Origin of the sequence: Streptomyces fagopyri, assembly GCF_009498275.1 — a bacterium.
Classification (GTDB): Bacteria; Actinomycetota; Actinomycetes; order Streptomycetales; family Streptomycetaceae; genus Streptomyces; species Streptomyces fagopyri.
Genome location: NZ_CP045643.1, coordinates 8,373,746 through 8,395,558, shown reverse-complemented (window position 1 = coordinate 8,395,558; position 21,813 = coordinate 8,373,746). Strand labels below are relative to the sequence as shown.

General features: G+C 73.4%; 21 protein-coding genes and 1 pseudogene. 9 read left to right on the top strand and 13 right to left on the bottom strand.

The features are described from left to right. Positions 1-161: 161 nt before the first annotated feature. Positions 162-1,415 (bottom strand): cytochrome P450 family protein, encoded by a 1,254-nt coding sequence (locus tag GFH48_RS36285; protein ID WP_153292297.1) that lies wholly within the window; start codon positions 1,413-1,415, stop codon positions 162-164. A 629-nt stretch (positions 1,416-2,044) separates the two neighbouring features. On the opposite strand from GFH48_RS36285, the gene rho reads away from it, so the two are divergent. Continuing rightward, positions 2,045-3,187 carry a transcription termination factor Rho gene (gene rho / locus GFH48_RS36280; protein ID WP_153292296.1) on the top strand — a complete coding sequence of 381 codons (1,143 nt, stop codon included), beginning with the start codon at positions 2,045-2,047 and terminating at the stop codon, positions 3,185-3,187. 100 nt (positions 3,188-3,287) lie between these two features. Further along, positions 3,288-4,139, top strand: a pseudogene (locus tag GFH48_RS36275) (D-alanyl-D-alanine carboxypeptidase family protein); the annotation flags it as partial. A 59-nt stretch (positions 4,140-4,198) separates the two neighbouring features. Here GFH48_RS36275 and GFH48_RS36270 read toward each other — a convergent pair. The 7 genes from GFH48_RS36270 to crcB (GFH48_RS36240) form a co-directional block, all read right to left on the bottom strand. Continuing rightward, positions 4,199-5,590 (bottom strand): glycosyltransferase 87 family protein, encoded by a 1,392-nt coding sequence (locus GFH48_RS36270; protein WP_153292295.1) that lies wholly within the window; start codon positions 5,588-5,590, stop codon positions 4,199-4,201. Beyond that, positions 5,587-6,996 carry a polyprenol phosphomannose-dependent alpha 1,6 mannosyltransferase MptB gene (mptB, locus tag GFH48_RS36265; RefSeq protein ID WP_153292294.1) on the bottom strand — a complete coding sequence of 470 codons (1,410 nt, stop codon included), beginning with the start codon at positions 6,994-6,996 and terminating at the stop codon, positions 5,587-5,589. The genes GFH48_RS36270 and mptB overlap by 4 nt, the downstream gene beginning before the upstream one ends. Before the next feature lie 164 nt (positions 6,997-7,160). Further along, positions 7,161-8,102 (bottom strand): glutaminase, encoded by a 942-nt coding sequence (locus GFH48_RS36260; RefSeq protein ID WP_153292293.1) that lies wholly within the window; start codon positions 8,100-8,102, stop codon positions 7,161-7,163. 228 nt (positions 8,103-8,330) lie between these two features. Further along, the gene (locus tag GFH48_RS36255) at positions 8,331-9,167 is read right to left on the bottom strand and encodes an undecaprenyl-diphosphate phosphatase (protein ID WP_153292292.1); all 837 of its coding nucleotides are present in this window, start codon (positions 9,165-9,167) and stop codon (positions 8,331-8,333) included. Between the two features lie 71 nt (positions 9,168-9,238). Continuing rightward, the gene (gene crcB, locus GFH48_RS36250; RefSeq protein ID WP_153292291.1) at positions 9,239-9,613 is read right to left on the bottom strand and encodes a fluoride efflux transporter CrcB; all 375 of its coding nucleotides are present in this window, start codon (positions 9,611-9,613) and stop codon (positions 9,239-9,241) included. Next, positions 9,610-9,990, bottom strand: a complete 381-nt coding sequence (locus GFH48_RS36245; RefSeq protein WP_153292290.1) for a DUF190 domain-containing protein — start codon at positions 9,988-9,990, stop codon at positions 9,610-9,612. Before GFH48_RS36245 ends, crcB (GFH48_RS36250) begins: the two co-directional genes overlap by 4 nt. Then, entirely contained in the window at positions 9,987-10,463 is a 477-nt protein-coding gene (gene crcB, locus GFH48_RS36240; RefSeq protein WP_153292289.1) for a fluoride efflux transporter CrcB, read from the bottom strand. Before crcB (GFH48_RS36240) ends, GFH48_RS36245 begins: the two co-directional genes overlap by 4 nt. A 431-nt stretch (positions 10,464-10,894) precedes the next feature. On the opposite strand from crcB (GFH48_RS36240), the gene GFH48_RS36235 reads away from it, so the two are divergent. Both GFH48_RS36235 and GFH48_RS36230 read left to right on the top strand, forming a co-directional pair. Beyond that, complete coding sequence (locus GFH48_RS36235) at positions 10,895-11,248, top strand: VOC family protein (protein ID WP_153292288.1); 354 nt, start codon at positions 10,895-10,897, stop codon at positions 11,246-11,248. A gap of 83 nt (positions 11,249-11,331) precedes the next feature. After that, positions 11,332-11,727, top strand: a complete 396-nt coding sequence (locus tag GFH48_RS36230; RefSeq protein WP_153292287.1) for a MarR family winged helix-turn-helix transcriptional regulator — start codon at positions 11,332-11,334, stop codon at positions 11,725-11,727. Between the two features lie 37 nt (positions 11,728-11,764). On the opposite strand, the gene GFH48_RS36225 is transcribed toward GFH48_RS36230, so the two are convergent. From GFH48_RS36225 to GFH48_RS36215, 3 genes are all read right to left on the bottom strand, one after another. Further along, complete coding sequence (locus GFH48_RS36225; RefSeq protein ID WP_153292286.1) at positions 11,765-12,877, bottom strand: hypothetical protein; 1,113 nt, start codon at positions 12,875-12,877, stop codon at positions 11,765-11,767. Between the two features lie 154 nt (positions 12,878-13,031). Further along, complete coding sequence (locus tag GFH48_RS36220; protein ID WP_153292285.1) at positions 13,032-13,451, bottom strand: SseB family protein; 420 nt, start codon at positions 13,449-13,451, stop codon at positions 13,032-13,034. 99 nt (positions 13,452-13,550) lie between these two features. After that, positions 13,551-13,916, bottom strand: coding sequence for a GtrA family protein (locus tag GFH48_RS36215; protein ID WP_153292284.1), 366 nt, complete (start codon positions 13,914-13,916; stop codon positions 13,551-13,553). Between the two features lie 340 nt (positions 13,917-14,256). On the opposite strand from GFH48_RS36215, the gene GFH48_RS36210 reads away from it, so the two are divergent. The 5 genes from GFH48_RS36210 (at position 14,257) to GFH48_RS36190 (ending at position 20,821) form a co-directional block, all read left to right on the top strand. Further along, entirely contained in the window at positions 14,257-16,125 is a 1,869-nt protein-coding gene (locus tag GFH48_RS36210) for an RNA ligase family protein (RefSeq protein ID WP_153292283.1), read from the top strand. After that, a complete protein-coding gene (locus GFH48_RS36205) occupies positions 16,125-19,358 on the top strand; it encodes a poly(A) polymerase (RefSeq protein ID WP_153292282.1) in 3,234 nt (1,077 codons plus the stop codon). The genes GFH48_RS36210 and GFH48_RS36205 overlap by 1 nt, the downstream gene beginning before the upstream one ends. 115 nt (positions 19,359-19,473) lie before the next feature. After that, a complete protein-coding gene (locus GFH48_RS36200) occupies positions 19,474-19,647 on the top strand; it encodes a CsbD family protein (RefSeq protein ID WP_153292281.1) in 174 nt (57 codons plus the stop codon). A gap of 74 nt (positions 19,648-19,721) precedes the next feature. Then, on the top strand, positions 19,722-20,177 hold the full coding sequence (locus GFH48_RS36195) for an ATP-binding protein (RefSeq protein ID WP_153292280.1): 456 nt from the start codon (positions 19,722-19,724) through the stop codon (positions 20,175-20,177). A 29-nt stretch (positions 20,178-20,206) separates the two neighbouring features. Further along, positions 20,207-20,821, top strand: coding sequence for a DUF6328 family protein (locus GFH48_RS36190; protein ID WP_228121146.1), 615 nt, complete (start codon positions 20,207-20,209; stop codon positions 20,819-20,821). Positions 20,822-20,836: 15 nt separating this feature from the next. Here the strand turns inward: GFH48_RS36190 and GFH48_RS36185 are convergent, their stop codons facing one another. After that, positions 20,837-21,172 carry a hypothetical protein gene (locus GFH48_RS36185; protein WP_228121144.1) on the bottom strand — a complete coding sequence of 112 codons (336 nt, stop codon included), beginning with the start codon at positions 21,170-21,172 and terminating at the stop codon, positions 20,837-20,839. 186 nt (positions 21,173-21,358) lie between these two features. Beyond that, positions 21,359-21,709, bottom strand: a complete 351-nt coding sequence (locus GFH48_RS36180) for a hypothetical protein (protein ID WP_228121142.1) — start codon at positions 21,707-21,709, stop codon at positions 21,359-21,361. Positions 21,710-21,813 lie beyond the last annotated feature (104 nt).

The following is a 21,813-nucleotide window of genomic DNA, read 5'->3' as shown; positions in this document are numbered from 1 at the left end:
CGGATCGACACGTCCCGCGCGTCTTTTTCGTGGACGGCGGGCGGCCTCCGTCCACCCGGCGGGGCGCTGCCCGTCGTCCGGCGGGGCGCTGCCCGTCGTCGGGCGGGGCGCTGCCCGTCGTCGGGCGGGGCGGAGCGATCCGCCGCGGGAGGGACGCCCGGTCAGCCGCGAGGGGCTCCGAGCCGCACCGGGAGCGCCCGCACGCTGTTGCCGACGAAGCTGGCGTCACGGACGAGTCCGGTCTCGGGCAGGGCCGGTTCCAGATCGGGGAAGCGGGCGAACAGCCGTTCCAGCGCGATCGTCGCCTCCATGCGCGCGAGCGGGGCGCCGAGGCAGAAGTGGGCGCCGTGTCCGAGCGAGAGGTGACGGACGGCGTCGGGGCGGCCCGGCCGGGTGACGTCGAAACGGTCGGCGTCCGGACCGTGCACCGCCCGGTCCCGTCCCGCGGCCGAGTACCCGGCGAGCACCGGGGTCCCCCGGGGGATCACCGTGCCGTCGACCGTGAGGTCCCGCACCGGGTAGCGGAAGGGGAAGTAGCTGACGGGCGCGTCCCAGCGCAGTGTCTCCTCGACCACGTCCGCCCAGCTCACCTCGCCCCCGAGGACCATCCGCAGCTGATCCCGGTGCCCGCACAGGGCCCGTACGGCGTTGGTGAGGAGGTTGAGCGTGGTCTCGTGCCCGGCGATGATCATCAGCATCAGGGTGCCGATGAGTTCCTCCTGGCCGAGCCGGTCGCCGTCCTCGTCGCGGGCGGCGATCAGCGCGCTGGTGAGGTCGTCGCCCGGTCGCTCGCCCCGGGCGGCGGCCACGGCCGTCAGCACGGCGATCAGTTCGCGGTTGGCCGCGAGCGCCTTCTCGGGACCGATGTCCGTGGCGACGACCTGGTTCGACAGGTGGTGCAGCCGTTCGCGGTGCTCGGCGTCGACTCCGAGCAGTTCGCCGATGACCGCCATCGGCAGCGGCATCGCGAAGTGCCGCCGCAGATCGGCGACTCCGCCGTCCCGACCGGCCGCCCGGGCCAGGTCGTCCAGCAGCTCGGCCGTCAACTCCTCGACCCGAGGCCGTAGTTCCTCCACCCGGCGCATGGTGAACGCCTTGCTCACCAGTGACCGCAGCCGCCGGTGGTCGTCGCCGTCGGCGGTCGTCATGCCCCGCACGGTGGCGAAGGTCGCCAGTGGCCAGCCGGGCGCGATCCGGCCCTCCCGCAGCGCCGTGAAGTGCGCGGCGTCCTTGGCGACTTCGGGGTGTGCGAGGAAGTCCCTCAGTGCCTCGTGCCCGAGCACCGCCATGCCGTGCACCTCCCCGGGCAGCACGACCGCCGCGACGGCGCCCCGCTCCAGGAGCCGTGCGTTGTCGGCGTGCGGGCAGCCGCCCGCCGGGTCCATGCGGTGCGGCGTGCGGGGCGAGGTGTCCACCGGTTCTCCTGACCACGACGGGGCGGGACGGATGTCGTACGCCGTGCGGTTCCGCTGTCGTACGACGTGCGGCTCCGCGCAGATCGTACGGTCAACCGGGCTCTGCCGATGGCCGGTTGGGCCGCTCGTTCCGGCCATCGCGCCGTACCGCGGCTCGCCCCGGGTGTCGGGCGGGTGACGCGGCCGTCCGGCCACCGGTCCCGGGGAACGCCTCACGGAGTGCTTGGCCGACGTGGTCCGCGCCGGCGAGGACGCCCCGCGTCGTCGGCCCGACCTGGACGGATCGGCCTCGGCGATGCCCCGACCGCCGAAGACCGGAGCGCGGGCCGAGATGGTTCGCGGGCCGCTGAGACGCGTCTCACAGCGATACCTGACCGTCAGGTGGTACAGTGCTTTCAGCACTTGTGTACGCCCCGTCTCGGGCGCCGGTGCCGAACCTCCTTCTCCTCGCTGACCCGCCTGTCGTGTCCGACCGGCCGTCAGCTTCCCCGCACCACCTTCCGAGCAGGCCTTGGCATGGCTCCTCAGGTGGTCTCCTCCGCCGTACGGACGCGTGAGCACGCCGCCTCCCCCGGCACATCCCCCTCCCTCATGACCTCATGAACCAGTCCTCGAAAGGACCACCCCTCATGACCACCACACTCGAACACCCTCCCGTACGACAGCAACTCCCGGCCCACGCCTCCGGTGTCCTCGACATCGCCCACAACGGGCAGGGGTATCTGCGTGGCCTCGACAGCTGCCTGCCCACACCGGCCGACGTCCAGGTGTCCGCCGCGCTGATCCGCCGTCACGGCCTGCGCGGGGGCGACACCGTCGAAGGCGTTCGCGGCGGCCCCCGCGCCCTCACCGAGATCGAACGGATCAACGGCCGGGCACCCGAGGAGCTGCGCCACCGCCCCCACTTCCGCGACCTCACCCCGCTGCACCCCCGCGACCGGCTCCGCCTGGAACACCCGGCGAGCGGGATGGCCGGACGCGTCATGGACCTCGTCTCACCTGTCGGCAAGGGGCAGCGCGGGCTGATCGTCGCCCCGCCCAGGACCGGCAAGACGGTACTGCTCCAGCAGATCGCCGCCGCCGTCGCGGGCAACCATCCCGAATGCCGTCTGATGGTGGTCCTGCTCGACGAGCGGCCCGAAGAGGTGACCGACATGCGGCGCTCCGTGCGCGGCGAGGTCTACGCCTCGACCTTCGACAAGACGCCGAAGCAGCACATCGCGCTCGCGGAGCTCGTCGTCGAACGCGCCAAGCGACTCGTCGAACAGGGCGAGGACGTCGTCATCCTGATGGACTCCCTCACCCGGCTGTGCCGGGCCCACAACAACGCGGCCGCCGCCGGTGGCCGCACCCTCAGCGGCGGTGTCGACGCGGCCGCGCTGCACGGCCCCAAGAAGCTCTTCGGCGCCGCACGCCTCGCCGAGGAGGGCGGCTCGCTCACCATCCTGGCCACCGCCCTGGTCGAGACCGGCTCCCGCGCCGACGGCTTCTTCTTCGAGGAGCTCAAGGGCACCGGCAACATGGAACTCCACCTCGACCGCCTGACGGCCTCCCGGCGTGTCTTCCCCGCCGTCGACGTCACCCCGTCGGGTACCCGCCACGAGGAACTCCTGCTGTCCAGGAACGAGTTGTCGGCCGTACGAGGGCTGCGCCGCGCCCTGCAGACCCGCGACACCCAGGCCGCGCTGGAGACCCTCCTGGAGCGGATGCGCGCCACGCCGGACAACGCGGCGTTCCTGCGCCAGGTCCAGCCCACCCTGCCCACGGCCTGACCCCCTCCCGGACCCGTCCGCGTGCGGCATCCGGGTGCTCGATCCGCCCACTCAGGCCCGGCGTCCCCGCGTGGAGCGACTCCGTTCCTACGTTTGCGATATGACTATCGGATTCGCACCCTGGGCTGCTGTCTCCCGCGCCGCCGTCTCCTGCTCCGTCGTCTGCGTGGCCGGCGCACTGGCCCTCGCCCCGAGCACGGCCCTGGCACACTCGGACTCCGGCCAGAGCCCCGCCCCGGGCCTGTCGAGCCTCAAGCCCTCCGGGCCGCCGTCACTCCAGGGACCCGGAACCCGGGTACTGCCACGGGCCGGGGCACCCGCGGTCCCCGACGTCTCCGCGCGCTCGTGGCTGGTGGCCGACGCCCGGACCGGTGACGTGCTCGCGGCGCACAACGCGCACCGCCAACTCGCGCCCGCCAGCACCCTCAAGACCCTGTTCGCGCTCACCGTGCTCCCGGCGCTGCCCGGCAACACCCGGCACACCGTCAAAGGCGCGGAACTGGAGGGCATCGGGGAAGGCAGCAGCCTGGTGGGCGTCACCGCGGGCCACACCTACCAGGTCGCCGACCTGTGGCGCGGCGTCTTCCTCAACTCCGGCAACGACGCCGTGCACGTGCTGGCCGCGATGAACGGCGGCTGGCACAAGACCGCCGACCAGATGCAGGCCAAGGCCCGTGAGCTGGGCGCCCGCGACACGCACGTCGTCTCGCCCGACGGCTACGACACGCCCGGCCAGGTCTCGTCGGCGTACGACCTCGCGGTCTTCGGACGGGCCGGGCTGCTCAACCCGGAGTTCGCGCGGTACTGCTCCACCGCCGAGGCCACCTTCCCCGGCAACGACTTCCCGTACCGGATCGAGAACACCAACCGGCTGCTGACCGGAGCCGACGGGGTGGACCCGTACCCGGGTCTGATCGGGGTCAAGAACGGCTACACCACGCAGGCGGGCAACACGCTCGTCGCCGCCGCGCGGCAGGGCGGCCGCACCCTCGTGGTCACGGTGATGAACCCTCAGGCGGCCGGCGGTCTGACCGTGTACGAGGAGGCGCGGGCGCTGCTCGACTGGGGCTTCGCGTCCGCCGGGCACGTCGATCCCGTCGGGACGATCCTGGAGGCGCGGACCGGTCCGGTACCGGGACCCAGCGCCGTGCCCAGGTCCCCCGTGCTGCCGGAGAACGACGGCGCCGACGTCGGCTGGCCGGAGACGGCCGGGATCATGGGCGCGGCCGGCCTCGGCGCGGGCGGGGTGGCCTTCGCCCTGCGGCTCAAGAACGGGCGGGCAGGCCGCGGCTGACCCACCGGCAGCCACAGCAGCAGCCCCAGCGCGATCCACGTATAGGCGTTGCTGCCGAGGAATCCGTCGAGCCCGGAGGCGTCGTCGAACCACAGCCACACCACGCTGCTGCACAGGACCGCGTACAGCACCGCCGCGACCCGCGGACGGTGCCGGTGCAGCAGCACGGCGAAGGACGGCAGCAGCCAGACGAGGTGGTGCACCCAGGTGATCGGACTGACCAGACAGGCGGCGAGTCCGGTGAGGGCGAACGCGCCCGTCCAGTCCTCGTCCGCCACGGCGCGGGAGGTCCGCCACGCCCATACGCTCAGGGCCAGCAGGACCGCCGTCGCCCAGGCGGCCCGGCTCGGTTCGCCCGGTGCCGCGAGCCGGGCCAGGACGCCCTGGAGCGACTGGTTGGAGACGTAGTCGAGACGTCCGATGCGGCCGGTGTCCCACAGCGCCTCGGTCCAGTAGACGCGCGACGGTCCCGGTGCCGCCCACGCCGCGAGGGCGGTGGCGCCCGCCGTGACGGCCGTCGCGACCCCCGCCGCCCGCCAGCGCCGCCCGAGCAGCAGCAGGCCGATGAAGATCGCGGGGGTGAGCTTGACGGCCGCGGCGAGGCCGATGCCGACGCCCGCCCGGCGGCCCCGGCCGGTGGACAGCAGCCACGCGTCGCTGAGCACGAGCGCCAGCAGCAGCAGGTTCACCTGTCCGAAGCTGAAGGTGTCGCGGACGGGCTCGAACAGGGTGAGCGCGCAGCCGGCGAGGGCGAAGCCGAACCAGCCGTAGCGGCGCAGCGACGGTCCCACGAGGATCCACACCACGGCGGCCAGCGCCACGAGGTTGAGGAGCAGGGCGAGCGCGATCGCCGTGCGCTCGCCCACCAGTGCCATCGGCAGCATGGTGACGGCCGCGAACGGCGGATAGGTGAAGCCGTACGTCGTCCCCGGCAGCAGGTAGTCGTAGATGCCGCCGCCGTGATGGGTCCAGGCGTCGACGGTGCCGTAGTACACGCGCAGGTCGAACCAGTCGCGCAGCAGCGGCACGGTGGCGGTGAAGGCGGCCACGGCGGCGGCGAGTACGCAGACGAGCAGCAGTCGCCGGCAGCCGGTCTCCGGGGCCCTCACGCGGTCCCTCCGAGCATCGGGGGCCGGGGCTGCGCCGGAGCCGCCTGACGGGCCTGCCAGAGGACGACGAGGGCGAGCGCTCCGCCGGAGACGGCCAGCACCACCTGTCCGACGTCCGCGGGCGCTCCGCTCGGCAGCACGGCGAGCGCGAGCACTCCGCTGACGGCCGCGACGCGGTGGCGTACCGAACCGTTCGGTGCCGCCGCGGCGATGAGGAACAGGCCCCACAGGGCGTACCAGGGGCGGATCGCCGGTCCGAACACGGCGACCGCGCCCAGGCTGAGCCCCAGCGCGTAGATGGGACCGGGTCGCAGACGCAGCCAGATGAACAGCACGACGAGCACGGTCACGACCAGGCCGGTCGCGTGCCAGACGGGCATGGCGAGCGGTGCGAGGCCGCTGCCGAGTTCCTTGAGCACGGCGGCGGTGCCCCGGCCGAGCAGGCTGGTGAGCGACCAGTTGTGCGGGGAGACCGGGGTCTTCAGGGCCGCTATCCACCCGTATCCGGTGCCCGCGGCCGCGGTGGCCGCGACGGTGGTGGCGAGCGCCACGCCCGCGGTGGTCAGGACGGTCCGCAGCGCGCCGCGCCGGCCGCGCAGCGCGACGACCGCCAGCAGGCCGAGCGCGGCCGGCGCCTTGACGAGGGCGGCGAGGGTGATGAGGACGATGCCCACCACGGGCCGGCGGCCGCGCGCGGCGACCAGGCCGACCCCGAGCAGCCCGAGCATGATGGCGTCGTTGTGCGCGCCGGCCACCAGGTGCAGCAGGACGAGCGGGTTGAGCGCGCCGAGCCACAGCGCCGCGGCCGGGTCGGCACCGCTGTGCCGGGCCAGCCGGGGCAGCGCCGCCGCCATCAGCGCGACCCCGAGCAGGGCGACCAGGCGCATGCCGAGCAGTCCGGCCGGTATCTCGCCGCGGGTCAGGCCGGACAGCGCGGAGGCGACGGCGAGGAAGACCGGGCCGTACGGCGTGGTGGTCTGCTGCCACACCGGTGCCACCTCGTCGGCGAGCGGGCCGCCGAGTTGTGCGGGCCCGTGCGCGTAGACGTCCATGTGCGCGTCGACCATGGCGCCCTGCGCGAGATAGCTGTACACGTCCCTGCTGAACAGCGGCGGGGCGAGCAGCAGCGGGGCCGCCCACGCGGCCAGCACCAGCAACAGCGCGCGGGGGGTGGGCGGTTCGGGGCCGCGTACGACCGTGCCGAGCAGTGCCCAGGCGGCGATCAGCAGGACGACGCCGAAATACACGCCGACCAGCCCGAGCACCGCGCGGCTGGAGCCGGGGGCGAGGAGGTCGTGCGCGGGCAGGGCGCCGGCCGTCTCACCGCCCAGCGCGAGGAAGGCGGTGCCGGCCAGGCCCAGAGCCTGGCAGCGGCGGAGATCGACGGGGTAAGCCTTGGCCAACACTTGGAAAGCGTGTCAAGGGCGGGTGGCCGGAAAGCGACGTGGTGCCCTCCGGGCGGGGGCAGTCGAGTTACCTCCGTGTGGCGTGCGGGGGCGTCGCGGTCTGTCGCGGGATTCCCCGTGCCTTCCGGAGGGAGTGGGCGCGCCGCGCCCACCGGCCCGGGGGCTCAGAACACCGACAGCCCGGTCAGAGTGGTGAACCGGTCGAGGGCGGTCACGCCGGAGACCGAGTTGCCCCGCTCGTCCAGGCCCGGGCTCCAGACGCACAGGGTGCAGCGGCCCGGGACCACCGCGATGATGCCGCCGCCGACGCCGCTCTTGCCGGGCAGGCCGACCCGGTAGGCGAACTCGCCGGCCGCGTCGTAGGTGCCGCAGGTGAGCATCACGGCGTTGACCTGTTTGGCCTGGCTGCGGGTGAGCAGCCGGGAGCCGTCAGCCCGGATGCCGTGCCGGGCAAGGAAGCCGGTGGCGAGCGCGAGGTCCGCGCAGGACGCCTCGATCGAGCACTGCCGGAAGTACTGGTCGAGGAGCACCGGAACGGGGTTGTCGATGTTGCCGTACGACGCCATGAAGTGGCCGAGGGCCGCGTTGCGGTCGCCGTGCCGGGCCTCCGAGGCGGCGACGTCCCTGTCGAAGGTGACGGCGGCGTTGCCGCTCTCCGCGCGCAGGAATCCGAGCAGGGCACCCGCCGCGTCGCCGGTCCGGGTCTGCAGCCGGTCGGTGACGACGAGGGCACCGGCGTTGATGAAGGGATTGCGCGGGATGCCGTTCTCGTATTCCAGCTGCACGAGCGAGTTGAAGGGGTTGCCGGAGGGTTCGCGGCCCACGTGCTCCCACAGTTCGTCGCCCTCGCGGGCCAGGTCGAGGGCGAGGGTGAAGACCTTGGTGAGGGACTGGGCGGAGAAGGGCTGCCGCCAGTCCCCGACCCCGTACACCGTGCCGTCGAGCTCCGCCACGGCCATGCCGAAGCGCCGGGGGTCGCAGGCGGCGAGCGCCGGGATGTAGTCGGCGGGCCGTCCGTGGCCGGGTGTCTGTTCGATCTCGGTGGCGATGCGTTCCAGGACCGGCAGGAACGTCGGGGACGACAGCGACGCGGACATGATCACCATTGTGCCGTGCGGCCGGTCCGGGTGCTCATCGGCCGGGCCGTCCGTGGCCGCCGCCGCCCGGGACCGCCGCCGCCCGGGGCGTCGTCGCCGGCCGTCCGGCGGGCAACGGCTCCTTCTCCGAGCCGATTTCGGAGAAGGAGCCGTCCGGTGGCGGGGACCGCCCGGTGGCGCCTTCGTCGGGGGACGCGGTCACGGGCGCGCCGCCGTGACCTCAGGGTTCTCGGTGGATCAGCTGTTGAGGGTGCCCGTCGCGAGCAGTCCGAGCAGCGCGACCCCGATGACGACGCGGTAGATCACGAAGGCGTTGAAGGAGTGCTTGGCGACGAACTTCAGCAGCCACGCGATCGACCCGTAGGCGACCACGAACGACACGAGGGTCCCGACGGCCAGCGGCGCCGCGCCCACCCCGGTGCCCAGCGCGTCCTTGAGCTCGTAGATACCGGCGCCGGTCAGGGCCGGGATGCCGAGGAAGAAGGAGAGCCGGGTCGCGGCCACCCGGTCCAGGTCGAGGATGAGCGCGGTCGACATCGTGGCGCCGGAGCGCGAGAAGCCCGGGAAGAGCAGCGCGAGGATCTGCGAACTGCCCACCAGCATCGCGTCCTTGAACGAGGTGTCGTCCTCGCCGCGCTTGTGCCGGCCCATCTGGTCGGCCGCCCACATCACACCGCTGCCGACGATCAGCGAGGCCGCGACCACCCACAGCGAGGCCAGCGGCCCCTCGATGAGCGGCTTCGCGGCCAGGCCGACGACCACGATCGGGATGGTCGCGTAGATCACCCACCAGGCGAACTTGTAGTCGTGGTTGTGGCGCTCCTCCTTGTCGCGCAGTCCGCGCCCCCAGGCGGAGACGATCCGCACGATGTCCTTGAAGAAGTAGACGAGCACGGCGGCGATGGCGCCGACCTGGATGACCGCGGAGAACCCGACGACGGCGTCGTCGTCGACGGGGATGTTCATCAGCCCCTCGGTGATCTTGAGATGGCCGGTGGAGGAGACGGGGAGGAATTCGGTCACTCCCTCGACGACTCCGAGGACGACGGCCTGACCGACGTTGATGACGCTCATGGAATCCAGTTCTGAGGAGTTGGTCGACAGTGCTGTAGACAGTCTTACTATGCCCGGGCCACACGCAAGACCTAGGTCCACACGGCTTGCGCGAACGAAACACCCGCGAATGCCGCGCCGAGCCCGGCCGCCACGCTCACGATCACGTTCGCCGCGGCGTAGAACCCCGCTCCGGTCTCGGTCAGCCGTAGTGTCTCGTACGAGAATGTGGAGTACGTGGTCAGTGCCCCGCACAGGCCGGTGCCGAGGAACAGCTGGAGGTGCGAACCCGCGGCGCCCGCGGCGACCGCGCCGGTCAGCAGACCGAGGACCAGGCAGCCGACCACATTGACAGCGAAGGTGCCCCAGGGGAAGACGGTGTCGTGCCGGGTCTGCACCGCCCGGTCGGTCAGATAGCGCAGGGGTGCGCCGAGCATCCCGCCGGCGATCACGAGCAGCCAGTTCACAACTGTTCCTTACCTTCCCTGCCCGTTTTGCCGGACTCGGCGTCGCGGCCCGTGTACCGGACCACCTCGCAGTCGTCGAGGATCACCAGCCCCTCCCCGACGAGTTCGTCCAGCTGGGGGAGGAAGGCGCGGACTCGTTCCTCGGTGTCCACGAGCACGATCGCCACCGGGAGGTCCTCGCTCAGCGACAGCAGCCGCGAGGTGTGGATCAGCGAGGAGGCGCCGAAGCCCTCGATACCGCGGAAGACGCTGGCCCCGGCCAGGCCCGCCGCGTGGGCGCGGTGCACGATCTCCGTGTAGAGCGGCCTGTGGTGCCAGACGTCACTCTCGCCGATGAAGATCGTCACGCGCAGGGCGCCGCCGGTCAGCCGGGTCATCGCCGCCTCCCCACCAGCGCGCGGCGGGTCACCGCGACCGCGAGCCCTACCGCCGTGAGCGCCGCGCACAGGGTCGCGGCGAGGTACGCGAACGCGGTCGCGGGGTGCCCCCCGTCGAGAAGCCTCTGGCCGTCGACGGCGTAGGTCGAGAAGGTCGTGAACCCGCCCAGCACTCCGGTGCCGAAGAAGGGCCGCACCAGCCGGTGGGCCGCCCACACGTCGGTGATGACGACCATGAAGACGCCGATCACGGCACAGCCGGAGACGTTCACCCAGAACGTCGTCCAGGGGAATCCGCCCGTCTCCACCGGCCACAGACGGGCCGCCGCGTACCGGGCGGTGGCACCGAGCGCGCCGCCGAGCGCGACCATCGCCACCACGGGCCCCTGACCGTCCCAGGGGGACGCGCGGCGGGGGGACGGACCCACGGGAGCGTCGGGTGTGCCGACTCGCTCGGGGTGCGGGACTGTCATGGAGGTACCTCTCCTACTCGCCGGGCCCCGGGGAGGGCGCACGTCATCGCAAGTAGGGACCGTTGGCGGCAGTCGCGCCGCGGTTCGGGTACGGCGGGCCCCACCGCCGCGCCGCGACACAAGATCGCGGCCGGAGAACAGCGTACCGCCGGTGCCGGCGGCCCCGCACACCCACGGCTGTCGCCCCCGGGCCCGACGCGGGGTGCCCGCCTCGCCGCCGGAGCCGGCCGTCGGGTCGGCAGGACGTCACGGCGGATGGCTTCGGTCACTCCAGGGCCGTCGCGCCCGTCACCCCGCCTCACCGTCGTCCGCCGGGCGTGGGTGACCGGTCAGGATTCGAGAAGCCCGCGAGCACTCATCCGGCCTAGCGTGGAGGAGCCGGCACAGCCCGCCGGCCGAACGGCAACGACACGCATCTCCAGGGAGTCGCCATGACCGCCGGTGTGAAGACCATCATCTACCCCGTCAAGGACCTCGCACGGGCGAAGGCCATGTTCAGCGGGCTGCTCGGGGCCGAGCCGTACGCGGACACCGCCTACTACGTCGGTTTCAAGGACGCCGGGCAGGACGTGGGGCTCGACCCCAACGGTCACGCCAAGGGAATGACCGGACCGGTTCCGTTCTGGCACGTCGACGACATCCGGACGGCGCTCGCCGGGCTTCTGGAGGCCGGGGCCGAGACGCTCCAGGAGGTCCAGGACGTGGGCGGCGGCAGGCTGATCGCCTCGGTCAAGGACCCGGACGGAAACCTCGTCGGGCTCCTCCAGGACGCCCCCGGCGCGTAACCCCGGACAGTGCCCGGCCGTACTGACGCGACCATACTGGTTGCACACTCAATCAACGGCGCCACCTCTGTTACCGTGCAGGTATGGCAGCGAACACGGCGGGTGAGGTCCGGCTCGAGGACCGGTGGCGGGACATCCTGTCGGTGCACGCGCGCACCATGTGCGAGATCGACCGGGAGCTGCATCCGCACGGTCTGGGCGCCAGCGACTTCGAGGTGCTGGACATCCTCGCCTCGGGCGAACTCTCGCACCCGGGCGAACAGTGCCGGGTGCAGAACATCGCCGACCGCGTCCACCTGAGCCAGAGTGCCCTGTCCCGCCTGATCGGGCGGCTGGAGAAGGACGGACTCGTGCAGCGCACGGTGTGCGCGGAGGACCGGCGCGGGGTGTGGGTCGCGCTCACCCGCAAGGGCCGTGACCTGCACACCGAGGTGCGCCCGCTGCAGCGTGCCGTCCTGGCTCGCATGCTGGCCGGCTGACGGCCGTCCTTCGCGGACCGCCCCGGCACGGCCCGGACTACGGGGTGGCCGGGGGCGGTGCCGCGTCGCCGTCGGCCGGGCGGCGGTCCATGGGCCGGGCCGGCGGGACGGGCGTGGTGGCGAAGTCCCGGGTGCCGGTCCACAGCGCGGGGACGGCGTCGCCGCGGCGGCACAACTCGTAGGCGATCGCCTCGTAGTTGACCCGCCAGCCGTGGAAGTGCGGCCAGGCCTGCCGTGCCGTCCGCTCGGCGGGGAACCCCGCTGCCCGCACCATGGAGACCGCCGCGTCGAACTCCGCGAAGGACAGCTCGATCGGGGCGTCCGGGGCGGGGTCCGCGTCGTACGCGAAGCGCAGGGAGCGCGCGATGTCGCGCAGTGCGGTGAAACCCGCGCGCAGGACCAGCCGGGCCTCGGGCGGGGCGCTGCCCGGGTTGAGGGAGAGCTGCAGGGCGGCCGCGTCCATGACGGAGACCAGTCCGACGATCCAGCTGCGGTACGGCCGCGGCGAGCGGAACGCCAGCAGGACCGGATACGTGGAGTGGCTCTCGCCGATGTCCGAGGCGAGCCGCTCCCAGGAGCGGTACAGCTCGGGCAGCGCGGTCTCCGTGTCGACCAGCCACTGCCGGGCCAGGATCTCCGGCCCCCAGGCGGGCTCGCCGGCGCGTGACTGGAGCAGGGTCACCTCCAGTTCGCGGCGGTTGTAGGCCGCGTACAGGGTGGGCAGGTAGGCGATCTGGAGGGCGATCACGACCGGTCCGGTGGCCGCCGCGAGGAAGTCCACGGCGGACAGGTGGAGCCGGTCGCCGCTGGCGAAACCGAGCGTGAACAGGCTCGACCCCGCCTCCCGCACGGACTGGCTCCAGGTGAGCGCGGAGAGGGCGTGCAGCAGCAGTCCGAAGCCGAGCAGGGCGCCGCCCAGCCAGCTCGCGAGCATGCCGACGAGCATGAGCGGGGCCAGCCAGGTCTGTGCGCGGTCGATGGCGTCGTAGCCGCCGCCGGGGGCGGCCAGCCGCAGGAGCAGCCGCAGTCCGCGCCACCAGCGGATCACCAGCGAGGAGTAGAGCCCCCGCGGCACCACCAGGGTGCGCAGGATGCTGGCGAGCACCAGGACGAGGAGCAGGCCGCCGCCGAGGCCCGAGATCCATTTCATGCGGCCATTGTCACGCCCGGTACGAGCGGTCTCGCGCCGCGGATCCCATGCCCACGGGCTCGGCGTCCGCGTGCGCCCCGGCGCCGCCCCGCGACGAGTGGACGGGCCCTCCACGCGTGGTTCGCCGGGGGCCCGTCGCCGCCTTCGCCGTGCGTCAGGCCCCGGGGCGGGCCAGGAGGGTGCGGACACCCTCGGAGGTGAGGGTCAGACCGTGCGGCGAACTCGCGTCGATGGTGAGCGCCAGGTCGCCGGAGGGCCACTGCGAGGCGAGCGCGCCCAGCGGAACCATCCGGTAGCGGGAGACGAAGGGCAGCAGTCCGGCCATCTCCAGCTCCGAGGTGAACACCGGCACCACCTGCTCCCCGCCCGGCTGGTCGAGGACCGGCAGTGCCACGGCCGCGGGATCGGTGGCGTCCTGCTCGTTCGCGTCGTCCGGCACGGGAACCAGCACCTCGCTGCCGGCCAGCGTGTCCAGTGCCACCGCGTCGCGGGTGTTCTCCGCGAGGGTGTCCAGGGCCCGCTGGGCCGGGGTCGCGGGCGTGGGCCGGTGGAGGTCGTTCGAGGGTGTGTCCATGGCAGATCCCCATGAGTAGCGGACGGACCGCCCGGAACGTGATCCGTCCCGGGCGCGGTTCCTGTCGCGCGTACCCGTCCGTGGCCGGGACATTCCGTGTCAGGACGACGGAATCATGATCGCCCGGCTGGCCAGGAACGTGAACGGCACCGCCACCGCGGAGGCGAGCAGCGCCGCGGTCCGGGACCCGCAGTGGCCCACCTCGACCAGGAAGTGCAGGGCGAGCGTGGACACGACGAGGTTGGTGACGGTGGCCAGCGGGAAGCGCACGAACTTCCGCAGTGTGGGACGCGTCCGGTAGGTGAAGCGCGCGTTGAGGAAGAACGAGACGACCGTGGCCCCGGCGAACGCCACGACATGGGCGACCAGGTAGGGAAGGGCCGTCAGGAGCGTGAGGTAGAAGCCGTAGTACACCGCGGTGTTGACGACGCCGACCACGGCGAACCGGAGGAACTGGCCGCCCATCAGCCGCTGCCGCGGGCACGCCGGGGCCGCACGGGCGGCTGCCGCCGGTCGAGCCGTCGAGAGGAAAGTCCGATCATGTCCTCATCATTGAATCAGAGCCTGGGGGCGGCCGAGCGCACTCCCCTCCCCCTCCTCCTCGACAGCACGGTGGGGTGGGCCCGGCACGGTGCGGCCGGGCCCGCTGCGGCACGCTGCGGCACGCTGCGGCCGGGCCGGTGCGGCACGGTGCCGCCCGGAAAACCACGGGCCGTCGTCGGCGCGGGCGATTACAGTCGGCGCTCTCGTTTCCGGACCCGTGCCATGACCGGGGCCGCACCGTTTCCATCGGGGGCAGAACACCATGGGGTCCGAACGTCCAGATCCGCCCGGCAGGGGTGAACGCGTGCACTATCCGCGCACCCCGCATCTGCCCTGGTCACCGGGGGCGACCCCGGACGACGTACGGGTGACGGACCTGGCGGGCCTGCGCGACCTGGAGGTGGTGGTCACCGAGAAGCTCGACGGGGAGAACACCACGCTGTACGCCGACGGGCTGCACGCGCGGTCCCTCGACTCGGCGCACCATCCGTCGCGGGCGTGGGTGAAGGCTCTGCAGGGACGGATCGGCGCGGCCCTCCCGCCGGGGTGGCGGGTGTGCGGCGAGAACCTGTACGCGCGGCACTCGATCGCGTACACCGAACTCGACAGCTGGTTCTACGGGTTCTCCGTCTGGGACGGCGAGCGGTGCCTGGGCTGGGACCGGACGGTGCGGTTCCTGCGGCGGCTGGGCGTTCCGGTGCCGCGCGTGCTGTGGCGCGGTGTCCTCGACGAACGGGCCGTACGGTCCCTGCGCGCCCTGCGGCTGGATCCCGCCCGGCAGGAGGGGTACGTCGTACGGACCGTCGAGGGCTTCGGACAGGAGGAGTTCGGCCGCCGGGTGGCCAAGTGGGTGCGGCCGGGGCATGTGCGGACCGGCACGCACTGGATGCACGCCGAGGTGGTGGCCAACGGGCGGGGCACGGCCGCCGCGCTGTGGGACGTGCGGTCGGGCGCGAACCCCGACGCGCGGGCACTCATGGCGGCGACGGGTCCGGGTCCGGGGACCGGTTCGGCTTCGGGGAGGGGTCCGGGGAAGGATTCCGGTCCGGGGACCGGTTCGGCTTCCGACACGGGTTCGGGGACCGCCGAGGAGGCGTCCGTGGACGAGGCCGTCGTCGCGGAGGTGTCCGCCAGGCTCGATGTGCTGGGGCGGACCGGGGACGCCCGGCTGACCGGGGTGCTCGCCGCCCTGCTGCACGGGCGGCGTCGCGCGGGGCTCGCTCCGCGGCTGGCCGGAGCGCTCGGCATGCCGTCGGCACGGCGGGTCGCGGACCTGGTCGGGCTCCAGTCCCTGCTGCGCCGTCCCCACCCCGACGAGGAACGGCGCACCGGACTGGGGCGCATGGCCCTCGCGGCCGACCTCGGCGTGCTGCACGCGGTCGCCGCGGCCGTCGCCGTCACCGAGGGTCCCGCGGCGCGCGAACAGGTCGACTGGTCCGCCCTGCACGCGGAGGAGGCGGGGCTGCTCGGGGAGGAACCGTTCGAGCCTCTGCGCGCGAGCCTGCGCCGTGCCCTCGGCGGCCTCGGTGACACCGACGCGGCCGACCGCTGCTGGGCGCAGGCACGGGCGTCGTACGCCGGTGGTCAGCTGGCCACCGCCGAGGCGGCCTCGGCGGCGACCTGGCGGCTGCGCGACGGGGCGTTCCCCCGGCTGATCCATCTGGTGGGACCGTCGGGCAGCGGCAAGAGCACGTTCGCGGCCGGGCTTCCCGGGATCGACAGCCGGGTATCCCTCGACGACCTGCGCGCGGCGCGCGGCTCACGTGCCGACCAGCGGGCCAACGCGGACGTGCTGCGCGAGGGCCTCGGACGGCTGGACTCCGCGCTCGCGGCCGGTCCCGCGACCGTGGTGTGGGACGCCACGTCGCTCGGCCGCCACCAGCGTTCCCTGGTGGACGCCGTGGCGCACCGCCGTGACGCGCTGATCACCCAGGTCGTCGTGCTGGCCACGGAGGACGAGCTGACCGGGCGCAACGCCGGACGGGCGCACCCCGTGCCGCCCCAGGTGCTGGAGGCACAGCTGCGCCGGTTCGACCCGCCCTATCCGGGCCAGGCCCACCGGACGTGGTACGTCGGCGCGGGCGGAACCGTGGACGACGCCGACGGCACCCTGGACGGGGGCGAGCGGTGATGCGTACCAGCGACGAGATCTACCACCGGGTCCGCTGGGATCCGCGCTTCGACCCGGCCCGGTTCGTGCTGGGCGTCCATCAGCGCGGGGCCGGCCCCAAGCGGGTCCCGCTGCCCGCCTTCGTGCCCGGGGGCGACATCCCGTGGCACCGGGTGCTGTTCGTCGAGGCGGACGGCGAGGTGGTGTGGGACCGGGCGACGGGTGTCGACCGGATCGACGAGTCCTCCGCGGGCCGGGTCCGGGCCCCACGCCTCCTCCGGGCCCCGTTCTTCACGGCCGGCACGCCGTACGTGTGGGACGACGCGGTGGCGCGGTGGCGTGCCCCCGACCACCCGGAGCGGATCGCGGGCCCGACCGCGGGTCCACGGGGGGCGCGTGCGGGATCGCCCGGCCGGTCCGCGAGGTCGCGGACCGTGTCCGAGGTGCCACCGGCGGGGCCCGGCGGTGCACGGGTGCCGCCCGCCCGGTTGCGTGTGCTGACCTGGAACACGCTGTGGGACCGCTACGACAGCGACCGCATCGACACCGACCGCCGCCGGCCCCTGCTGCTCGCCGCCCTGGCGGAGGCCGACGCCGACGTCATCGCGCTCCAGGAGGTCGAGGCCGGGCTGCTCGCCCTGCTCCTGCGCACCCCCTGGATCCGCGCCGCCTACACGGTGGGCAGTGACCCCCGCGGGAAACGGGTCGACGACACCGGGCTGCTGTTGCTCAGCAGGCTGCCCGTGCGGGAGGCCGGCCATCATGCGCTCGGGCCGCACAAGGCCGTCACCGCCCTCACCCTGGAGACGGCGTCCGGCCCGCTCGTGGTCGCCGCCACGCACCTCAGCAGCGACCACTCCGACAACGGGCCGGCCCGGCGCACCTCCGAACTCGCCCGCATCGCCGAGGGACTCGCCGACCTGGACGGTCCCCTGGTGCTGCTCGGCGACTTCAACGACGGTCGCGACGGCCCGAACGGACCCGCCGCCGCCCTCGGACTGCGGGACGCCTGGACCGAGGTGCGCGGGGCCGCCGACCAGAGCCCCACCTTCGACCCCGCCATCAATCCGCTGGCCGCCGTCTCCTCGCTGTCCGGCCGTTCCTCCCGGCTCGACCGGATCCTGCTGCGGGGCGCCGCGCTTCACCCGACGGACGCGGCCCTGCGGGGCGACTCCCCCGGTCCCGGCGGACTGTACGTCTCCGACCACTTCGGCGTGGAGGCGGTGGTGAACCTGTACGGGACGGACGTCCCCGCGGCCCGCGACGGTGCCGGCCTCGCGTCGGAGCCCGGCGCCGCACCGGGCTCCGGGTCCGCGCGGGGCCTCGGTCCCGCACCGGGCTCCGGCAACTCCGGCGCCCCACACGCCGTCGGCACCCTCGACGTCCTCGATCTCGCTCCGACCTCCCGGACGGCGCTGGCGTGGCTGCCGCCCGAGGATCTGTGGCCGGCGGTCCAGGAACTCCGGCGCGCGTACGACCCGCAGGCCCGTCGCTGGCCGCCGCACGTCAACCTGCTCTTCGGCTTCGTCCCGGAGTCCGCGTTCGAGCAAGCCGTCCCGCTGCTGTCCCGGGCGGTGGCGTCGACACCGCCGTTCGACATCCGGCTCGACGGCGTGCGCACCTTCGGACACCGGGACGGCGCCACCGTGTGGCTCGACCCGGCCGGGGCCGGCCCCGAGCCGTGGGCGCGGCTCCGCGCCGCGCTGCAGCCGTGGTTCCCGCGGTGCCGGGGCCGAGCCGGGGGATTCACCCCGCATCTGACCCTGGGCCGTGTCCAGGACCCGGGGCCCGTCGCCGCCGACTGCGCCGCCCGGCTCGGCTCCGCCGCACCGGCCCGGGTCGGACACCTCGTCCTGCTCTCCCGCCGGGGCGACGAACCGATGCGTGCGCGGGCGTCGGTCGCGATGGGGACAGGTGAGGTGCGGTGGCTGCCCGACCTCGCCACCACGGCCGACCCGGCCGGTACGGATACCACCGCCGACCCGGCCGGTACGGATGCCACCGCCGACCGGGCCGGTACGGATGCCACCGCCGTCGCCGTGCCCCCGGACGACCCTGTTGCCCAGTACATCGCGCGGTGCCTCTCCGACGCCCTCGGCGAGGGAATCGTGCACGTCGCGGGGTCGCGGCGGATGGGCGGCGTGCTGCCCGGGGCGGACCTGGACCTGGTCGCCGCGCTGCCCGGCGTCGTCGACATGGCGGACGTCCGGGCACGGGTGACCAGGGCTCTTCCGGATGCCACCCGGGTACGGCGGGTGACCGGCGCCCGGGTGCCGGGCCTGCGGCTGAACGTCGGCGGCCTCGGGGTCGACCTGAGCGTGGTCGCCACCGGCTCTCTCCCTCCCGCCGAAGCGGTGGAACACCGTGCCCGGCTGGGCGCGCCGGCCGCGACCGCCCTGAGCGCGGTCAGCGACGCGGACGCCGTGCGCGACGCCGTCGTCGGGCGCCACCCCGCGTTCGCCCGGCTGGCCGCGGAGGTCAAGGCCTGGGCGAAGGCGCGCGGTCTCGACTCGGCGCCGTTCGGCGGACTGCCGGGCCTCGCCTGGTCCGTCCTGGCGGCGCGTACCACCCGCGAGGCGGACGACCTGTCCCCGGCCGGACTGCGCCGGGAGTTCTTCGCGACCTGGGCCGGGTGGGACTGGCGCGAACCGGTCGTGCTCCGTCCGGCCGGCCTCGGCCGGTCCGGCCACGGACCCGACAGCCGCGCGGACGGCGCCGCCGCACCGGCGTCTTCCGCCGTGTCGGTCATGACCCCGACAGACCCGGTCCGTCTCTGCACGGCCCAGGTCGGACCCGGCTTCCGCGACCTCCTGGCGGAGGAGCTGTACCGGGCCTGGGACATCCTGGAGACGGCCGCGCGGACCGGCGCCGATCCCCTGTCCGTGCTGCCGGCTCCCCCGCCTCTGCACCGGCGGCACGCGGCGTGGCTGGTGGTGGGCGTGCGCGCAGCGGGGCCGGAGGAGTTCGAGGAGATCCGGGGTCGCGTGCGCGGACGCGTACGGGCGCTGCTCACGGCTCTGGAGGGTGCCGGGACTCCCGACGCGCACGCGTGGCCCCATCCGTTCGAGGAGGGCCCGGCGTCGGCGACGTACGCGATCGGGCTCGGCGGGAACCCCCTCGACACGGCCCGGCTCACCGGGATCACCCGCGGATGGGGCAGGGGGCTGCCCGGGGTCGTCACCGAGAGGGCCGAGTGCGGTGATGTGCCCACCCTGCGCCCGCGTGGGCACATTTTCCCCGCACACCGGGAATGAGCCGGCTCTTCGAGGGAATCGCCACTCATTTCCCGTCGTGCGGGTTTGGGACGGTCCTCTCAGGTCAGCCGTAATAGTGGATCGCACAGTCAATGCGGTAAGGACGTGATCTGCGGTGACCAAGAACCAGAAGGCACAGGCGAAGACGGAGCAGGCCAAGGGCAAGGCCAAGGAAACCGTCGGTCGTACCGTCGGCAACGAGCGTATGACCGCCGAAGGCAGGGCGGAGAAGGCGAAGGGTGACACCCGCCAGGCCAAGGAGAAGATGAAGGACATTTTCCGGCACTGAGGGTCACGCGCCGCTTCGGGCCCGCCGCACGCTCATGCGGCGGGCCCGTTTCTTTTCGAAGAAGGAGTGAAGAAATGCGCGGAGATCACCGGGCGCACTCGACCGACACGGCGACCGGCCCGCCCGAGCCGCACTCCGCGGGACCGCGCAGCCCGGCCGAGGTGCGGGAGGCCGTGCGGGAGGCGCTCGACAACGCGCGACGATCCCGCGGACCCGGGGCCACGCCCGACGCGACAGCCGTCGGTGACGTCCTGCTCGTCGCCTCCGAACTCACCACCAACGCGATGCTGCACGGCGGCGGGGTCACGGCGTTCGAGGTGATACCGGGCGAGCGCGAGGTGCGTCTGTCGGTGAGCGACCGCAGCGAGGAGGTGCCGAGGCCCGTACGGGACGCCGGCGGTCCGGGGTCCGTGCGGATCGGCGGCCACGGCTGGCCGATCATCTGCCGGCTGGCCCGCGACATCATGATCTCGTATCTCCGAGCGGGAGGAAAACGCATCACGGCCGTCGTACCGCTCTCTCCCCGGTGAGTACGCTTTTCTCGGCACAGGTGCGACGGATGAGAGTGCCCCGTCATTCTTCGAGGTATTTCGGGGACATTGGATCCACCGAGAACGCGGCCCGGTCATCCGGGGTAGGCCGGGAGGAAGACTTGTCGGAGTCGGCACATGACGAAACCCGCCGGGAAACGGAGCGCGCACGGGGAGACACGGGGCGTGAGGAGACTGCGGAGGAGAGGGCCGACCGCAAATGGGGTGACCTCCTCCAGGAGATCCGGGTCGCCCAGACGGGCGTGCAGATTCTGTTCGGCTTTCTGCTGACGGTCGTGTTCACACCGCGGTACACGCAATTGGAACAGGCGGACAGAACCATCTACATCGTCACGGTCGTTCTCGGGGCCTCCGCCACCGGGGCGCTGATCGGCCCGGTGTCCTTGCACCGGATCGTCGCCGGCAGACGGGTGAAGGAGCGGGCGGTCGTATGGGCGTCACGGCTGACGCTCGCGGGGCTCGTGCTGCTGCTCGCGACGATGACGGCCTCACTGCTGCTGATCCTGCGGGTCGCCACCCACGACGCCTATGTGCCCTGGCTCGTCTCGGGGGTCGTCGCCTGGTACCTGTTCTGCTGGTTGGCCGTGCCGATGTGGGTGCGCAGCCGCCACACGACGTCGTGAGCCTCGCGCCGCCCCTTACGCGGTGAGGGCCTGGCGGGGCGCACCGGCCGAGGAGGACGCGACCCGCGCGGCGGGGCGCACCGGGTACGTGGTCTTGCCCGGGTCCACCACCGGCTCCCCCAGCACGATCCGGCCGGCCGCGTGCAGCGCGTCGCACTCGTCCGTGGGCAGGGCGACAAAGCAGCCGCCGCGCCCCGCGCCGGTGTCCATGGGCTGCCAGTAGCCGTACCGGCGACGCCCACTGGCCTGCACGGTGAGGCAGACGGGGGCACGCTGCACGGTGATGAGACGCAGCACCTCGGCACCGTCGGGGCCGAGGGGGGCGGCGGGGCGCGGGACGGCTCGGAGCATCGTCAGCGGTCTCCGTTCAGGGCTCGCGACACGGCGCGTTGGCAGGGGGGCGGGCGTCATGTGCGGGCGGCCTCTCGACGGACGGGTCCGATCGCATGCCGCGCGGAGCGGAAACGATCTTCGTTGCTGCACGGCATTGTCGCGGACGGCACTGACATCGCGGAGGCGGCGCTCGCGGAGATTCGATCACCGAGGGCGGGCCGCCGTCTCCGTCCGATGCGCGCGAGCGGTCAGTTCGCCCTGGACGAAGGGGTCGTGCTCGGGGTCGTACGTCCCCGCGTGGTCGGCGAGCGCCTCGGTGATCCGCTCCCACTCCTCGGCCTCCGCCCGCGCGATCAGCGCGTCCCGGCCGGTGAGCGTGTCGCCGCGAACCGTCTCCCGGGCGGCCTCCAGCGCGCCCTTCGCCTCGTGGTGCCGCATCCCCGTGGCCGTACGGCGCACGCGTGCCCAGGCGGCACGTTCCTCATCGGAGGGCTCACGCACCTCGTCGTCCGTCTGGTCGCCACGTACCGGCACTCGGTCCTGCTCCAGGCTCACTGATCCACCTCGTTCAGACGCACGGAACTGTTGTGTCCTGCAGCAGTCCCGTGCCCCCGTCCGGGGAACCGACACCTGCCCGACCGGACGAGCCGGTACGGGCG

Coding starts and splice junctions, on each gene's coding strand:
- rho (WP_153292296.1), top strand. CDS start 2,045: ATGACCACCACACTCGAACACCCTCCCGTACGACAGCAACTCCCGGCC.
- GFH48_RS36260 (WP_153292293.1), bottom strand. CDS start 8,102: ATGGTGATCATGTCCGCGTCGCTGTCGTCCCCGACGTTCCTGCCGGTC.
- GFH48_RS36255 (WP_153292292.1), bottom strand. CDS start 9,167: ATGAGCGTCATCAACGTCGGTCAGGCCGTCGTCCTCGGAGTCGTCGAG.
- GFH48_RS36245 (WP_153292290.1), bottom strand. CDS start 9,990: ATGACCCGGCTGACCGGCGGCGCCCTGCGCGTGACGATCTTCATCGGC.
- crcB (WP_153292289.1), bottom strand. CDS start 10,463: ATGACAGTCCCGCACCCCGAGCGAGTCGGCACACCCGACGCTCCCGTG.
- GFH48_RS36235 (WP_153292288.1), top strand. CDS start 10,895: ATGACCGCCGGTGTGAAGACCATCATCTACCCCGTCAAGGACCTCGCA.
- GFH48_RS36230 (WP_153292287.1), top strand. CDS start 11,332: ATGGCAGCGAACACGGCGGGTGAGGTCCGGCTCGAGGACCGGTGGCGG.
- GFH48_RS36225 (WP_153292286.1), bottom strand. CDS start 12,877: ATGAAATGGATCTCGGGCCTCGGCGGCGGCCTGCTCCTCGTCCTGGTG.
- GFH48_RS36220 (WP_153292285.1), bottom strand. CDS start 13,451: ATGGACACACCCTCGAACGACCTCCACCGGCCCACGCCCGCGACCCCG.
- GFH48_RS36215 (WP_153292284.1), bottom strand. CDS start 13,916: ATGGGCGGCCAGTTCCTCCGGTTCGCCGTGGTCGGCGTCGTCAACACC.
- GFH48_RS36210 (WP_153292283.1), top strand. CDS start 14,257: ATGGGGTCCGAACGTCCAGATCCGCCCGGCAGGGGTGAACGCGTGCAC.
- GFH48_RS36205 (WP_153292282.1), top strand. CDS start 16,125: ATGCGTACCAGCGACGAGATCTACCACCGGGTCCGCTGGGATCCGCGC.
- GFH48_RS36195 (WP_153292280.1), top strand. CDS start 19,722: ATGCGCGGAGATCACCGGGCGCACTCGACCGACACGGCGACCGGCCCG.
- GFH48_RS36190 (WP_228121146.1), top strand. CDS start 20,207: ATGAGAGTGCCCCGTCATTCTTCGAGGTATTTCGGGGACATTGGATCC.
- GFH48_RS36185 (WP_228121144.1), bottom strand. CDS start 21,172: ATGCTCCGAGCCGTCCCGCGCCCCGCCGCCCCCCTCGGCCCCGACGGT.